The following is a 15,617-nucleotide window of genomic DNA, read 5'->3' on the forward strand; positions in this document are numbered from 1 at the left end:
GCTTGGGTGAAAGGAGGAGGGGCGAAATCTCCCACGGTCTGTACTGCGTCAACAGTCAGAATCGGGCTTTGTCCCTTCTCCTCCCTTCAAGTCCTAGCATACAAGCGGGCTTGCTCGCGAAGGCGGTGTTTCAGTCCCCGTTGTATTTGACTGATACACCGCCTTCGCGAGCAAGCCCGCTCCCACAGGGTGTTCGAGGTTGTCCAATTCAATTACCGTTGATCAAATAACCCCGTGCCCTGAACCCCCATCCCGCCTAAAATGCCCGGCATTCTTTACCCGAGGCGTTTTTGTTCATGTCCGTCACCGCTCAACCTGCCCGCCCTGCGCCGGATCATCATGCCCAGTTCATCGAACTGTTGAGCGCAAGCTTGGCCCAGAACGCTTTTATCAAGCTGGTGCTGGCCAAGTACGTTGGTGAGGAAGCCGAGTTGCAGCGGCTGATCATCAAGCCGGTGGTGGTCAAGGAGCAGCCTTGTCTGTCGTTCGTCTATCGCTACAAGACTCGCGACATCACCAAGAACTTTCCCTTGGCCGACGGCGTGGCGGCGATTGCCGAGCTGTTGCCCACCTCGTTCAAGAACGCGCACTTGCTGGCGCTGACCGACGAAGCCCAGTTGGAATACAGCAAGAAGAACAAAAGCTCGCTGTTCAAAAGCAAACCGCAGCAACTGCGCGAAGCGCCGTCGGCCGAGCATAACCGTGAAAAAAATCGCTTCCTCGACCTGAGCCGGCCGTTCCTCGCGGACTTGGGCGTGACCGACGCCAAGCAGGCGTTGATCCCCTCGATGTCGCGCAAGTGGAAGCAGATCAACAAGTTCATCGAAGTGTTCAGCCATGCGCTGACGTCGTCGCCGTTGCAGCTCGACCGCCCGGTGCGTGTCGCCGATTTCGGCTCGGGCAAGGGCTACCTGACCTTCGCCATTCACGATTACCTGCGCAATACCCTCAAGGCCGAGGGCGAGGTCACCGGTGTCGAGTTGCGTGAAGACATGGTCACCCTCTGCAACAGCGCCGCCGCACGCCTGGAGCACCCGGGGCTGGTGTTCAAATGCGGCGATGTGCGCAGCGTGGCGCCCAGTGAGCTGGACGTGATGATTGCCTTGCATGCCTGCGACATCGCCACCGACTACGCGATCCACACCGGCATCCGTTCCGGTGCGTCGATCATCATGTGCTCGCCGTGCTGCCACAAACAGATCCGTCTGCAGATCCAGAGCCCGATGCTGCTCAAGCCGATGCTGCAATACGGCCTGCACCTGGGCCAGCAGGCGGAAATGGTCACCGACAGCCTGCGCGCATTGTTCCTTGAAGCCTGTGGCTATGAGACCAAGGTGTTCGAGTTCATCTCGCTGGAACACACCAACAAGAACAAGATGATCCTGGCGGTCAAACGTGCCGAGCCTGTGGACAACGCGCAGTTATTGGCAAAAATCCAGGAGCTCAAGGCGTTTTATCACATCACCGAACACTGCCTGGAAACCCTTTTGCGCGGGGATGGCTACCTGGCCTGAAATGGGCGCGGTTCCCTGTGGGAGCTTGCTCCCGTGACGGCCCTGGCGGCCAGCGCATATCTACCTGACGCCCCGCGATCAAATTGTGGGAGCTGGCTTGCCTGCGAAGACGGCCTGACAGCCGACCGGGATGTGGGATCAGACTGAGTACATATCTGTTATTTAGGTAACGGCCACTTAGGGTTCCGCCCTGACGGCGGCTCACTTTGCAAAAGCGGCAAAGTAAGCAAAACGCTCTTGCCCCACCACTCGGCACCTCGCCTAGGCTCGGTGTGCCCGTAATCCGCCAGTGATTTGGGGGGGCGCCGCCACGCGCCATCCATGGCGCGGGGCGGCTAAACCGGCATCCCTGCCGGTTTACCCCCCAAATCACTGGCGAATTCCGGCCAGCGTGGTTTAACGGGGCGCCTAAGATCAAAAGCAGATCAAGATCAAAAGCGACTCGCTTCGCATCGTGGTTACCGTCGACCGTTACAGCGTTGTGTAGATACTTATGGCTATCGCAGGCAAGCCAGCTCCCACATTTGGAATGTGTGTGTGCTTAGAAGAACCGCGTCACGCTGATCTTCGCATCACGCCCTTTCGTGTAGGCCCGGTCGCCGCTCAAGGCTGGGCGGAAGTTTTTGTTGAACAGGTTGTCCACCGTGAAGTTCACCTCGGTGCCTTTGAGATATGCCTGCTGCGGTGTCCATTTGGCGAACAGGCCCTGGGTGTTGTAGCGCTTGTTGCCGTACTGGTCGTAGAACACGTCGCCGATGCTGGAGCCCGGGCCGCCAGAGTATTTGTCGCTGGGCAGGCGGTCGGTGGCGCCGATGAATTGGCCCATCCAGCCCACCTGGGCATCCCAGGCCGGGATGTGGGTACCCAGTACCAGCACCCATTTGGTCGGCGGAATATCCCGCGCGGCTACGTCCGGGCCCCAGGGATTGGTGTAGGCGCCTTGGTGCTGGCCCTTGGCATAGGCGAACGACACCGAGCCAAACAGGTAGGTGGAGTTGTAGATCGATTCGAGCTCAACGCCCTTGATGGTCAGGCTGCCGATATTGCGGTAGTTGGACATCGGCCCAGGTGGGCAAGCTGAAGCGATGCTGCCGCCATTGACAGCCTGGTTCTGGCAACCCACGCCGGTGGCCTTGAAGATCTCGTCTTCGACTTTGTTGTGAAACAGGGTGGTGCGCAGTTGCAGGTTGTCGTCCTGGGCGAGCAGGTTATCGAAGCTGGTGATGTTGCCCAGGGTGATCGAGGTGATGCGCTCCGGGTCCAGGTCGACGCTGGTGGCGGTGCGACTGCCCAGGCCCTGCACTTCGTATTGTTCGTCGATCACCGGCGCGCGCCAGGTCTGGCTCCAGTTGGCGAACAGCCCCACATTCGGCGTCACGGTCCAGAACAGCGCCAGGCGTGGTGACCAGCCAGTGTAGGTGCGGTCGCTGTAGTCGTGACCCACTGCCGGGCTGGGGTTGTTGTAGTAGGGCGCATCATTGCCTTCGCCGCGGTTGCGCACATGGTCGTAGCGCAGCGACGGCGTGATCGTCACGTCGCCCAACGTCACCGCGTCCTGGATAAAGAAGCTGTTGGTATCGACTTTGCCGTGGGGCATGAAGCCCGGCTGAAAGTGCCCGTAGTTGTAGCGCGGCGTGTTGTAGGTGGCGCCGGGCATCCACATCTCGGTTTCGCGGGTGTGCTTGCGGATTTGCCCGCCGACCGTCACGGCATGCTGCAAGGGGCCGGTTTCAAACAGGCTGACGTTACGGATATCCAGGAGCTTGTCGGTGTAGGCGGTGTCCATCTTGCGCCCGCCGGTGGCCAACTGGAAAAACGCCGTGGCGTCACGCTCATCGGTCTGTTCGGTGTTGGACTGGGAATACTTGATGGTCAAGTCCACCAGCGGGTTGTCCAGCGGCTGGTATTCATACTTGCCCGACCAGGTGGTGTCGACCGTGTCACGGTGGGCGAGGAAGCGCTTCAACGCGCCTTCGTAGCCGTAGCGGTCGATGTTGAACTGGGTTGGCGGTGTGGGGTAGCTGGCGGCGGAAAATGGGGTCCAGCGGTTGCTGTGGGAGCGCGAGTACGACAGCCCGACACTGTGCTCATCGGTAAAGTGCGCGTTGACCTTGAACAGCTTGCCGTCCACATCCTGGGCGCTGTTGGGCAGGCGCTGGGGGTTGATCGGGTACTCATTGTTGTCGTTGGGCAATTTGGCGGCCACCTTCATATCGCCGCCGTCGCGTTGGGTCAGGTAGGCCAGCGCATCGAAACGGCCGTCGTCGGTACGGCCATAGACGGCACTGCTGTAGACCTGTTCATGGTCGTTGCTGGAGTAGCCATATTTGAGCATCGCACCGCTGTTGCGGCCGTCCTTGAGCAGGTCCGGGGCGTCCTTGGTGACCATGTTGACCGTGCCGCCGAAGCCGCCATTACCGGTGAACGGCGAGTTGGGGCCTTTTTCCACTTCAATGCGCTTGATCAGCTCGGGCTCGATAAACACCGTGCCTTGCTGGTAACGCTCAAAGCCTGTCTTGGTGGCACCGTCAACGGTCAGCGGCACGTCTTCGGCATCGCCGAAGCCACGGATGTTGATGGTCTGGCCGCCGGGCTTCAGCGAGCCGCCCTGGCTGACACCGGGCAAGGTCTGCAACAGGCTGGGAATGTTATTGGACTGGTAACGGTCGATGTCGGCCTGGGTCAGGGTGGAGCGGTTGACGGTGCTGGCGTTTACCTCATTGCCGGTGCCGATCACGCTCAGGGTGTCCAACTGGATCGCGCCACCGGTGGTGGTTTTGCCCTCATCGGGGCGCACCACATAGGTACTGCCGACCTTGATCAGGTTGAGCTCACCGTTTTTGAGCAGGGAACGGATGGCCACTTCCGGTGTGTAGTCACCGTCAAGCGCTGGGGCCTGCACGTTCTTGAGCAGGGTTTCATCGAACAGCAGCTGGATTTTCGCTTGCTGGGCCACCTGGCTCAGGGACGTGGCCAGCGACTGGGCCGGCAGGTGCAGCTTGAACGACTCGGCTTCGGCGCTGAGGCTCAAGGCCAGGCACGTAGCCATGAGTGTCGGTCGAAGAAACAGGTGCGAAGCGTGGCAAGGCGCGCGAAACATGAAATCCCCCGGAGCGGCTAAATAGCCAAAAAGGTGTGCGTATCAAACACAGACAGGAGGAAGACGGGGCAGGCAAAAAAAACCACACATGCGAATGCAAAATATTCTCATGTGTGGTTTCTGCCGTTTATTTGCTCGGCTCGATTCTCATGATGCCATCCGCCGAGAGCACGGTTTTTACTGGCAACAGCGCGGGCAAGGCGTTGAGCAGGGCATCCGGGTCGCTCACATCAAGGTTGCCCGACACCTTGAGCTGCGCGACGGCCTTGCTGACCTGTAACGGCGTCTGTGGACGGTAGAGGCTCAGTTCGTCGATCAGGCTGGCCAGCTCTCGATTGCGAAACGACAAATGCCCGCTGCGCCAATCGGCGATCTCTTCGGCGCTGAGGCTTTGCGGCTGCACGGTGCCTTTGGCGTAGTTGTATGAGGCCCGTTGCTGGGCGTCGAGCAGGGTGACGGGGCTTTCGCCATTTGGCGCGAAAGCGACCTGGCCATGGGCAACGCTGACCACCAATTGCTGCTGCCCACGGCGCACATCGAAAGCCGTGCCCACCACCCGTACGCTCGACTCGCCGGCTTGCACGTAGAGGGGGCGTTCCTTGTCGGCGGCCACTTCGATGTACAGCTGGCCTTTGTCCAGGTGCAGCACCCGTTGATGGGCGCTGAAGTCCACGCGGATATGGGTGTTGGCATTCACATACAAGGTACTGCCATCTGGCAGATTCAGCGTGCGCATGCCCTTGGCATGGGTGGCAACCTGGTTGTGATACAGCTCGCGCGGTGCGCCGATAGAGGTCGCCAGCACGGCGCAGAGCAGGGCGGCGGCCATCGCCAGGGCAGGGCGCCAAAGGCTGGGCTTGCGCTTGGGCAGTGCCAACGGTTTGTTCAGTTGTTGCAACTGGGCGAGGTCGGCCCACAGCTGTTCGAATTCGGCATAGGCGCGCGCATGCGCGGGCACCGCCTGCCAGTCGGCAAAGGCTTTACGGTCGGCGCGGCTTGCTTCGTTGCGGTTGCGTGCAAACCAACTGGCGGCTTGGGCGTCGATGCAATCGCTCGCTTGGCTGTCCAGCGCGTCTGTGTCGCTCGGGCGGTTCATTCTGGCTGCTCCGTGCCGGGGGCGGGTTGAAGGCGGCGCTTGCAGTGCAGCAGGGCAAAGGCGATGTGCTTTTCCACCATGCTGGTGGAGATGCCCATGCGCGTTGCTATCTGCGCCTGGCTCAAGCCTTCGAAGCGGTGCAGCATAAGGGCTTCTCGTCGGCGCGGCGAGAGTTCGGCAAGGACTTCTTTCAACTGTTCCAGGCGTTGCAGGCGAAGGGCGGCGGCCATGGGGTCGTTGTGCTCGTCGGTGACCGGCTCGGCATCCATTTCGGCGTGATCAGGGTGGACGGTTTGCCGTACCTTCTGTTTGCGCCAGTGATCGCGCAGCAGGTTGCGCGCCATCTGGAACAGAAACGCCCGTGGCTGCTCGACCTTGGCACGGTCGCGGTAGCCCAGCCATTGGGTAAACACATCCTGGGCCATGTCCGCCGCGTCGCTGGCGTTGTCCGTGCGTTTACGCAGGAAATACAGAATGTCTGCATAAAACCCGCGACAGGCATCGGCCGCCGACGGATCGGGCTGGGGACGAGACATGGATACCCTTCTTGACGAAGTACGACGTGGAAAAGTCGCGAATGATATCGAGAACTATTGTCATTTGTCTCCAGCTAAATGGATCTCCCGTGTTTGGCTGGAAAAAATTGGGGCATGGCCTTTAATCCTACAAGTTTGGGAGCGATATCCCACTCAAAGGAGAAAGTCATGGCTGGATGGTATGAGTTGAGTAAAAGCAGTAACGGGCAGTTTCGTTTCGTGCTTAAGGCGGCGAACGCAGAAACCATATTGACCAGCGAGCTGTACACCACCCGCGGTGCTGCTGAAACCGGCATTGCTTCAGTGCAGGCCAACAGCCCACATGATGAACGTTATGAGAAAAAAGTGGCCAGCAACGGCCAACCGTTCTTCAACCTCAAGGCGGCCAATCATCAAGTGATCGGCAGCAGCGAGCAGTACACCTCTACAGCCGCACGAGACAATGGCATTGCCAGCGTCAAGACCAATGGTCCCAGTGTCACTATCAAGGACAAGACCTGACAGTCGTGCAAGAACACCTGCGCCCCGGCTCGCGAGAGCCGGGGCGTTTTTTACACCGATGACAGCAACGCTTTGAGCTGTCCGATCCCTGCCTCACCCAATGGGAACACCGGCAAGCGCGGATTACCCACCTCCAACCCGGTCAAGCGCAACCCGGCCTTGATCGTCGCCGGCAGCCCGCCTTTGAGGATGAACTGCAGCAATGGCAACTGTCGGTAGAACAGCTCCCGCGCCTTGCTCAAATCATCGGCCAGTACGGCCTGATACAAGCTCAGGTTCAGTTGCGGGATCAGGTTCGGCGCCGCGGTGCACCAGCCTTTTGCACCTGCCGCGAAGGCTTCCAGTGCCAGCGGGTTGCAGCCGTTGTAGAACGGCACGTCACTCTGCAGTTTCAGCTGGTGCATGCGCTGGATGTCGCCAGTGCTCTCCTTGACCATGGTCACGTTCTCGACCTGCTTGAGAATCCTCAGGATCAGATCCACCGACATGTCGGTGCCGCTGGTGGCCGGGTTGTTGTAAAGCATGATCGGCACGCCGATGCTGTCGCCGATCGCGGAGTAGTGAGCGAGGATTTCCGCTTCACTGAGTTTCCAGTACGAGGCCGGCAACACCATGACCACATCTGCACCGTGCTCTTCGGCGTAGCGGGCGCGGCGCACGGCCTTGGCGGTGGTCAGGTCGGACACGCTGACAATGGTCGGCACGCGCTTGGCGACTTTCTTGATGCTGTAGGCACTGACTTCATCCCACTCGGCATCGCTCAGGTAAGCGCCTTCGCCCGTGCTGCCCAAAGGCGCAATGGCGTGGACGCCGCTGTTGATCAAGCGGTCGATGGAGTGCCCGAGGGCGTCGAGGTCAACGCGCTGGCCGTCGGCGCTGAAGGGGGTGATGGTGTAGCCGATGATGCCGTGAATGGTTGGGTTGGACATGGGGAAAACTCCGGTCGAAAAGGGGGGCAATCAGTTCAGGCAATCGGCGTGCTTGCGCAGGTTTTGCCGGGCGTAATAGTTGAACGCGGCGCCGTGGCGTTTGGGCTTGGAGATCCAGTCGTGGGCCTCGCGCCCCAGCTCCGGCAGGATCGGCTTGACGGTACCTGCAGACATCGCCAGCAACTGCAACTTGGCAGCCCGTTCGATCAACTGCGCAATCACGCAGGCTTCTTCGATGCTGGCCCCGGTGGATAACTGCCCGTGGTGCGAGAGCAGGATGGCGCGCTTGTCGCCCAGGGCCGTGGTGATGATTTCCCCTTCTTCGTTGCCCACCGGCACGCCGGGCCAGGCCTCCAGGAACGCGCAATCTTCGTACAGCGGGCAAAGGTCCATGTGCGACACCTGCAACGGCACTTCCAGCATCGACAGCGCGGCAATGTGCGTGGGGTGTGTGTGGATGATGCAGTTTACATCCGGGCGGCCGCGGTACACCCAGGTGTGAAAACGGTTGGCGGGGTTGGGAATGCCATGGCCTTCCAGTACTTCGAGGTCTTCGTTGACCAGCAGCAGGTTGCTGGCGGTAATTTCATCAAAACCCAGGCCCAGTTGCTGGGTGTAGTAGGTGCCGGGCGTCGGCCCACGGGCGGTGATCTGCCCGGCCAGGCCGGAGTCGTGGCCGTACTCGAACAGGATTCGGCAGGTCAGCGCCAGCTTTTGCCGGTCGGTCCACGTATTATCTGCCAGGCTGTTTTGCATCTGGCTCAGTGCTTGCTTGACCAGTTGGTCTTTTGGGAGTGCTAATGTCTTGGCCATATCGGTGTCCTTTGGGTGGTTCAATGGACGTCGGATTTGCTGGTCGCCCGCTGCTCGCAAGGTCGTTGGGTGAATGCAAATGACACTAAAGATGCTATATGACACATTGTGTCATTGGCAAGCCTGTCTCATCGCTTTCTGCAGGGATTAACCGCAGCACATGTCTATCCGCTTGAAAATATTAAGAAAAAAACTTGGCGTGACCCTGGAGGCCCTGGCCGAAAAATCCGGGATGACCAAGAGTTACCTGTCGAAAGTCGAACGCGGGCTTAATACGCCATCCATCGCTGCGGCGTTGAAACTCGCCAAGGCGTTGAACGTGAAGGTCGAAGAGCTGTTCAGCGAAGACAACGTCAGCCTCGACAGCTACAGCCTGGTGCGCAGCCATGAGCGGCCGGACACCTCGCCGGGTTATGCGGTGCTGGCCCATCAAGTCAGCGAGCGCAGCCTGTTGCCGTTCATCATCTACCCGCCGGCTGAGTTCACCGACAAGACCTTCAAGGAGCATCTGGGGGAGGAGTTTTTATTCGTGCATGAAGGTCAGGTGGAAGTGGATTTCATGAGCGAGCGCGTGCTGTTGGCGCGCGGTGATGCGCTGCATTTCAACGCGCAGAAACCCCACCGGATTCGCTCGGTGGGAGAGGTGCAGGCGCAGTTGCTGGTGGTGGTGCACAGCGCTGAGGAGTGATCCCTCTTATTCATTGAAATGCAGTCAATGTGGGAGCTGGCTTGCCTGCGATAGCGGTGTATCAGTGCCAGATGGGCCAACAGACAGGCCGCTATCGCAGGCAAGCCAGCTCCCACATTTTACTCAGCGTTCTACAGGGACGGACAATGCCGGATTGCCCAGTGGGTGCGTACGCGCGGTAAAGAACCTCAGTTCCACAGCAGAGCCCTCGAACAGCTCCATATACCGCCGCTTCTGCTGACGAACAAACCCATCACTGCGTCCCGACACCGAGATCGCAAGGGTGCTGATGCTGGCCTGGCCGATAGCATCCACCAGGTGTTTATCCTGCGGCCCCAAGTCATGGCCGAAGATGCACAGCGCGCCTTCATGGCTCAACAGCTGTTCATAACAGAACGACAGATAATCCGAACTGCGGATACTTTTGAGTTTCTCCTGCACCTTGCCTTCACTGACAAACAGCGGCACATCGTCGAGGGTCTTGATCGTGTTGTTGATGGCAAAACTGCTGAGCAGGGTGCTGTCGGTGGACTGCAATTTACGCGCCGTGCCGTCAAGGTTGCGCACCAGATGCAGGCCGCCGTGCAGGTACAGGATGCGGGTGATGTCGGTGCGCGTATTGCGCAGGTCGAAGCTTGAGTCGGCGCTGCGAAACAGGTCGTCGATACCCGGTGCGTGCAGGGTCGCCCAGTAGTTGAGCAAATCGTAGTTACTGGTGAAGACGGTGGCGTAGGTGGTCAGCTCCGCGTTGATCGTCGCCAGCGTCGACGGTTGCACCAGGCGCCAGGGAATGTGCACGGCATGGATGGTGTTGATCAGTGCTTCCTTGATCGCGTAGTAACGGTTACGCGGCGCCGCCGAGCTGACCGCCAGGGCCTTGTTGACCCGGCTGGTGGTTTTCAAGGCGCCCAGGGCTTGCTCGAAACTGCGGGTTTGCAAGGCGTCGAACACGCTGAGCTCGGATGGGCTCAGGGGTTTTTCTTCGACGGTACGGGCGTTTTCGAACAGCGAGTCGTAGGCAAAGTCTTCCCAGATCGTACGGCTGGCGCCGTTACCGATCAGTATCCCGCTGAAGTCGACGGCAGCGCGCAGGGCACTCCAGTCTTCAAGGTGGGCGTCAATATCCTGGAAATCCTTCATTGCGGCGGGTCTACTCGAAATCGGCTGGGGGGTGACTTTATCACGAGCCGGCATTGATCCTGATCAAGATGCGCCACGCGGTACAGGTTGATTCTGTCGGTATAAAGCCTTTGAGGATTGATCATGAGCAGCACGTTCTTCATCCCCGCCGTCAACATCATGGGCATCGATTGTCTCGACGAAGCGATGACCGCCATCCGCAACTACGGCTTTGACAAGGCGTTGATCGTCACCGACGTCGGCCTGGCCAAAGCCGGTGTGGCCGGCATGATCGCCGAGAAGCTGGCGATGCAGGATATCGACTCGGTGATCTACGACGGCGCCAAGCCCAACCCCAGCGTGGAAAACGTCGAAAAAGGCCTGGCGTTACTGCAACAGAGTGCCTGCGATTTCGTCGTGTCCCTGGGCGGCGGTTCGCCCCATGACTGCGCCAAGGGCATTGCCCTGTGCGCCACCAACGGTGGGCGTATCGGCGACTATGAAGGCGTGGACCGATCGAGCAAGCCGCAACTGCCGCTGGTAGCCATCAATACCACCGCTGGCACGGCCAGCGAGATGACGCGTTTTTGCATCATCACCGACGAAAGCCGCCACGTAAAAATGGCCATCGTCGACCGCAATGTCACGCCGTTGCTGTCGGTCAACGACCCGGCCCTGATGGTCGGCATGCCCAAGGGCCTCACCGCCGCCACGGGCATGGATGCGCTGACCCACGCCATCGAAGCCTACGTGTCCACCGCGGCAACACCGATCACCGACGCCTGCGCGATCAAGGCCATCGAATTGATCAGCGCCAACCTGCGCCTGGCGGTCCGCGACGGCACTGACAAGGCCGCACGGGAAAACATGGCCTACGCGCAATTCCTCGCCGGCATGGCCTTCAATAATGCGTCCCTGGGGTTCGTGCATGCCATGGCCCATCAATTGGGCGGCTTGTACGACCTGCCCCACGGCGTGTGCAACGCGGTGCTATTGCCCCATGTACAAAGCTTCAATGCCAGCGTCTGTGCCAAACGCCTGAGCGACGTGGGCCGGGCCCTTGGCGCAGATATCAAGGGCATCACCGCCGAGGAGGGCGCCCAGGCTGCCATCGCGGCGATTCGTCGGTTGTCCCAGGACGTGGAAATCCCTGCGGGCTTGCGTGAGCTTGGCGCTAAGTTGCAGGACATTCCATTGCTGGCCAGCAATGCGCTGAAGGATGCCTGCGGGCTGACCAACCCACGGCGGGCGGACCAGCGTCAGATTGAGGAGATCTTTCGTAGCGCTTTTTGATCCGAGCTGCAGCGGGCAAGGCATACGAATGTGCCGCCCGCCAACGCCACACACAGCACCGCCAGCGGCCACGCCTGCTGGCTCACCAATAGGCTTGCCGCACCGCCGATCATGGCTGCCATCCATTGATGCACAAAACCGCTGAGGGCCATGGCGTAGGAGCCGCTGGTGGGAGCCTCATCATTGGCGAGAGACAAACTGATAGGGTAACTGATCGACTGCCCCAGCACCGCCAGGCAATAGGGCAACCACAGCAGCACTGCGAGCCCACTGGCAAGCACGCTGCCAAGCAACATGGTCGCCGTACCGAGCAGTATCAATGCAACGCCTGCACGCATCATCCTCAAACGACCTGTGCGTGTAACGAAGCGATTGACTATCAACGCACCTGCCAGGTAAGCCCCACTGATCGGCCAACCCAGCCAGCCGTATTCCATTGCGCTCCACTGAAAACTTCCCTGAAAAATCAACGGTGCGCAGGTATTGAATGCAATGATCACCCCATAGCCCAAACCGCCGGCCAGTGCGGCGTGCAGAAAGGGAGGATGTCGCGCAATCGCGTTGTAGACACGCCAAGCGCGGACCGAGGAACCAGCCTTTGCTTGCGTCGCAAATACCACCCCCTGCAACACCCCTATCAATGCGACAGCCCCGATTGCCAACGTATAGAAAATCGCCTTCCAGCCGAACACCATTTGCAATAACGAACCCACGAATTGGCCGATACCCAGGGCGACCACGAAGGTCATTCCCAGCCACGACAGCCCCTTGGCCAACAGTGCACCGCTGAAGTTGTCGCGCATCAATACCCGCGCCATGACGGACATCCCGCCAGCCCCAAAGCCCTGAAGCAGGCGTAAGGCTAGAAATGACTCAATGTTGAACGCTGATGGAATCGTCGCACTCGCCAGGGCATACACCGCTAGGGCTGCAAGTAACACCGGTTTTCTGCCAAATCGCTCAGCCAGGCTACCCCACAGCAGCATTGGCAATGCCATGCCCACCAGGTACACCGCTAGAGCCAGAGCGACATGCTTTTCGACGGCTAAAGCTTGCGCGATTGCTGGGACTGCGGGCAGATAGCTGCTGATACCGGCTTGAGCGAGAAAGGCCGCGCTACAGGCGAGGGGGAGAGCGATATGGCTTTTCAATACAAGTCGTCCTATATCCTAAGTAAGGAAGAAACTGCTAGCTCGGTATCGTTTACACAGTTTTCAATCCGTTTCAGTAATCGTGGCCATTAATGAAAGGCCCCCTTAGGTAGCTTCTGACTGGGAGTTCAAGCTGAGGCTGGTCTTTGAGAGTGTGATTAGTTGGGTTAGCTGTGAGCAAAATGATTTTATCGTTGTAGGACTCATATCTGCTCGAAGCGTTATGCGTACGGCTGCTTTTCCTTTTGGCACTACCGGGAAAAATACAGCAGATGTAAAAAAACCAGCGTCCGAAAGTCGGATGGCGAGCTCATTCGCTTTTTCAGCTTCTCCACAGTTAATTAAGCGTATGGCCGTCTGTGTGCCGTGCTGCTCTGTATGTATTAGCTGGTCAAATAGTTTGATGTTGAATTGAAGCTTTTCTTGAAGCTCGTATAGCTCTTCAGACTGGTGTATTTTTAGCGAGGCCAGCCCAGCTCCAATAGCTGCTGAGTTCAGACTTTGCGACCAGTTGCTTGGGCCACCGTAGCGGTACATCAAACTTTTTTGTCGTTCGCTGCCAAACATGATCAACCCGCCGCTAGCACCGAAAGACTTTCCTAAGGACGCGACTATTAAGGTCTGATCGTCTTGCGTGTGCATAAATGGCCGGATGTAACCACGTCCTCCTTCTCCGAATGCCGACAGCGCATGCGAGTCGTCCATATAGAGAAATAGCCCGTAACGAGCTTTTAAGTAAAGTAAGCCGTCAACGTCCGCAACGCCGCCCATGCTGTATATGCCGTCAGCTATATACGCGACGCATTTGCGGGTTTTGCATAAATCTTCAATGAAAGAGAGATCGTTGTGGGGGGCGGTCACTACTTCAGTCTCATCAGCGCAGGACGCTTTGATGTGATTCATCGAGTAATGCGAGTGCTTGTCGAATACCATCGTAGGCGGGCAATGACTAGTAAAGGCTCCGCTCGCGAGCAGAGGGAGCAGTCCAGAGCTAGCAGCACTGCAAGACAATGTGCTTAAACATAGGGAGTTAAAGTGGTCCGATAGTTCTAGCTCGTATCGTTCGAGTATTTCCAGTTTGCAACGGTTCTTTGAATTTGCGATTCGCAGGGTTTTGGCCTCCCTTATTCCCTGCATCGCACCTTCTATTATGGCTGGATGGTGATCGAGTCCAAGATATGAGGTTGTGCAGAAGTGATGGAGGTCACGCCCATATTGATCTGTCAGGTAATTATTGTTTTTGACGGTGACATTGAGTTCGCATATTCTCCCGCTCTTTGCCGAGTGCCAGTCCGGTTCGGCCAATGCTATGAGTTTTTTGTAATTTGAGAATTTGTGTGTGTGTATTGAATTTTCCATTTCTCTAGCGTCCTTTGGGGGGGCTGGAAAACACTATCGGGAAAATTTTGATTCGATAAGTCAGACGATTCCCATGCACGATAGTCCGGATGGAGTATTTCGCGTAGGCACATTCCTACTTTTTAGGGTGGCGCAGTAATGTCATTCGAATAGATGCCTACACTGTCCTGGTGTGTCAATGGACCTGAAGGGGGATATCATGCGATTTAATGGGGCTGTGCGTCAGTGAAGTGAGTAAGGTGCCGGCGTGCAGGGCGGATGGGCCGGTAGCCTTCAAGAGGCTCGTATATCGACTCGCCAAGTCAGTGGGATGAAGGAATATTTGATGAGAGTTCTGTTATTCGGCGCCACCGGCATGGTGGGCCAGGGTGTGCTGCGCGAGTGCCTGCTGGCGGCCGATGTGCAGGAAGTGGTGGCCGTCGGTCGCACGCCCTTGACCCAGGAGCACGGCAAGCTGCATCAGGTATTGCACAACGACATGCTGGATTTTCAACCCCTGGAAAACTTGTTGCAGGGTTTTGATGCATGTTTCTTTTGCCTCGGCGTTTCGTCGGCGGGCATGAAGGAGGCGCGCTATACCCACCTCACCTATGACCTGACCCTCGTGGCGGCCAGTACCCTGGCGCGGCTCAATCCGCAGATGACCTTTATCTATGTGTCCGGCGCTGGCACGGACAGTTCCGAAGCCGGCAAGTCGATGTGGGCGCGGGTCAAGGGCAAGACCGAAAATGCCTTGCTGCGCTTGCCGTTCAAGGCGGTGTATCTGTTCCGTCCGGGGATCATCCAGCCGTTGCACGGTGTGCGTTCGAAGACGCCGTTGTATCAATCTTTCTATAGCATGCTTGGGCCGGTGCTTTCGTTTGTGCGGCGACTGAAACCGGATTGGGTGGTGAGCACCGAGACCGTCGGCCGTGCGATGTTGCAGGCGGCCAGCCAAGGCGCGCCGCAGCCCGTGGTGGAGCAGGCCCAGATCAATCGCCTTGCGGCTGAGCGCCGCTGAACTGAATCAGCGCAACGCCGCTGATCAGCAGTAACGCGCCTAACGCCCGGGAGGTTGTCAACTGACGTTCCACCAGGCCGAACAGGCCGAAATGGTCCAGCAGCAATGACGCGAGAACCTGCCCGGCCATGGCCAGCGCAATGAAGCCCGATGCGCCGAGCTTGGGCAGCAGCATCAACGCCAATGAAATAGAACACACGCCAAAGGCACCACCGGCCCACATCCACAACGGTGCCTTGCTGATAAAGGCCAGGCTCGGCAGGGGTAAACGCATCGCCACAATCACCGGCAGCAGCACGATGATGCTCACCAGCAACGATGCCAGGGTGGCCCACAACGGATGGCCGAGCCCGCGCCCGAGGTTGGCGTTGATCGCACTCTGAAACGGCACCACCGCGCCGGCGAACACCGCCAGTGCTAACAAACCTACCCAATGCAACACAGTCATCTCGACGCTCCCAAAGGTTTTGCTGGACTCTAGGGTATTCGTCGCGCAAATTTAAATTCCAAAGTCTTAT

General features: G+C 58.6%; 14 protein-coding genes. 5 read left to right on the plus strand and 9 right to left on the minus strand.

What is annotated here, in order from left to right:
• The first annotated feature begins 296 nt into the window (after positions 1-296).
• The gene (locus JJD66_RS18295; protein ID WP_200648707.1) at positions 297-1,514 is read left to right on the plus strand and encodes a class I SAM-dependent methyltransferase; all 1,218 of its coding nucleotides are present in this window, start codon (positions 297-299) and stop codon (positions 1,512-1,514) included.
• 541 nt (positions 1,515-2,055) lie between these two features.
• Here the strand turns inward: JJD66_RS18295 and JJD66_RS18300 are convergent.
• The 3 genes from JJD66_RS18300 to JJD66_RS18310 form a co-directional block, all read right to left on the minus strand.
• Positions 2,056-4,614 carry a TonB-dependent receptor gene (locus tag JJD66_RS18300; protein WP_200648708.1) on the minus strand — a complete coding sequence of 853 codons (2,559 nt, stop codon included), beginning with the start codon at positions 4,612-4,614 and terminating at the stop codon, positions 2,056-2,058.
• Between the two features lie 127 nt (positions 4,615-4,741).
• A complete protein-coding gene (locus JJD66_RS18305; RefSeq protein ID WP_200648709.1) occupies positions 4,742-5,710 on the minus strand; it encodes a FecR family protein in 969 nt (322 codons plus the stop codon).
• Positions 5,707-6,246 (minus strand): RNA polymerase sigma factor, encoded by a 540-nt coding sequence (locus tag JJD66_RS18310; RefSeq protein WP_034126541.1) that lies wholly within the window; start codon positions 6,244-6,246, stop codon positions 5,707-5,709. The genes JJD66_RS18305 and JJD66_RS18310 overlap by 4 nt, the downstream gene beginning before the upstream one ends.
• Positions 6,247-6,414: 168 nt before the next feature.
• Here JJD66_RS18310 and JJD66_RS18315 point away from each other — a divergent pair, with 168 nt between their 5' ends.
• Complete coding sequence (locus tag JJD66_RS18315) at positions 6,415-6,747, plus strand: YegP family protein (RefSeq protein ID WP_105226088.1); 333 nt, start codon at positions 6,415-6,417, stop codon at positions 6,745-6,747.
• Positions 6,748-6,797: 50 nt separating this feature from the next.
• Here the strand turns inward: JJD66_RS18315 and JJD66_RS18320 are convergent, their stop codons facing one another.
• Together JJD66_RS18320 and JJD66_RS18325 are read right to left on the minus strand one after the other, a co-directional pair.
• Positions 6,798-7,676, minus strand: a complete 879-nt coding sequence (locus tag JJD66_RS18320; protein WP_200648710.1) for a dihydrodipicolinate synthase family protein — start codon at positions 7,674-7,676, stop codon at positions 6,798-6,800.
• Between the two features lie 30 nt (positions 7,677-7,706).
• Positions 7,707-8,489 carry an aldolase gene (locus tag JJD66_RS18325; RefSeq protein ID WP_073521601.1) on the minus strand — a complete coding sequence of 261 codons (783 nt, stop codon included), beginning with the start codon at positions 8,487-8,489 and terminating at the stop codon, positions 7,707-7,709.
• Between the two features lie 160 nt (positions 8,490-8,649).
• Here JJD66_RS18325 and JJD66_RS18330 point away from each other — a divergent pair, with 160 nt between their 5' ends.
• On the plus strand, positions 8,650-9,177 hold the full coding sequence (locus tag JJD66_RS18330) for a helix-turn-helix domain-containing protein (RefSeq protein WP_014717336.1): 528 nt from the start codon (positions 8,650-8,652) through the stop codon (positions 9,175-9,177).
• Between the two features lie 123 nt (positions 9,178-9,300).
• Here the strand turns inward: JJD66_RS18330 and JJD66_RS18335 are convergent, their stop codons facing one another.
• On the minus strand, positions 9,301-10,317 hold the full coding sequence (locus tag JJD66_RS18335; RefSeq protein ID WP_200648711.1) for a DUF4917 family protein: 1,017 nt from the start codon (positions 10,315-10,317) through the stop codon (positions 9,301-9,303).
• Positions 10,318-10,440: 123 nt separating this feature from the next.
• Here JJD66_RS18335 and yiaY point away from each other — a divergent pair, with 123 nt between their 5' ends.
• Complete coding sequence (gene yiaY / locus JJD66_RS18340) at positions 10,441-11,589, plus strand: L-threonine dehydrogenase (protein ID WP_014717338.1); 1,149 nt, start codon at positions 10,441-10,443, stop codon at positions 11,587-11,589.
• Here yiaY and JJD66_RS18345 read toward each other — a convergent pair.
• Positions 11,556-12,740 (minus strand): MFS transporter, encoded by a 1,185-nt coding sequence (locus JJD66_RS18345; RefSeq protein ID WP_198715041.1) that lies wholly within the window; start codon positions 12,738-12,740, stop codon positions 11,556-11,558. The genes yiaY and JJD66_RS18345 overlap by 34 nt on opposite strands.
• Positions 12,741-12,845: 105 nt before the next feature.
• Positions 12,846-14,099 (minus strand): aminotransferase class I/II-fold pyridoxal phosphate-dependent enzyme, encoded by a 1,254-nt coding sequence (locus JJD66_RS18350; RefSeq protein ID WP_200648712.1) that lies wholly within the window; start codon positions 14,097-14,099, stop codon positions 12,846-12,848.
• 325 nt (positions 14,100-14,424) lie between these two features.
• On the opposite strand from JJD66_RS18350, the gene JJD66_RS18355 reads away from it, so the two are divergent.
• On the plus strand, positions 14,425-15,099 hold the full coding sequence (locus JJD66_RS18355) for an NAD(P)H-binding protein (RefSeq protein ID WP_200648713.1): 675 nt from the start codon (positions 14,425-14,427) through the stop codon (positions 15,097-15,099).
• On the opposite strand, the gene JJD66_RS18360 is transcribed toward JJD66_RS18355, so the two are convergent.
• Complete coding sequence (locus JJD66_RS18360; protein WP_200648714.1) at positions 15,071-15,547, minus strand: DMT family transporter; 477 nt, start codon at positions 15,545-15,547, stop codon at positions 15,071-15,073. The genes JJD66_RS18355 and JJD66_RS18360 overlap by 29 nt on opposite strands.
• Positions 15,548-15,617: the final 70 nt, after the last annotated feature.

Origin of the sequence: Pseudomonas sp. MF6751 (assembly GCF_016613265.1) — a bacterium.
In the GTDB taxonomy this organism is placed as follows: domain Bacteria; phylum Pseudomonadota; class Gammaproteobacteria; order Pseudomonadales; family Pseudomonadaceae; genus Aquipseudomonas; species Aquipseudomonas fluorescens_BV.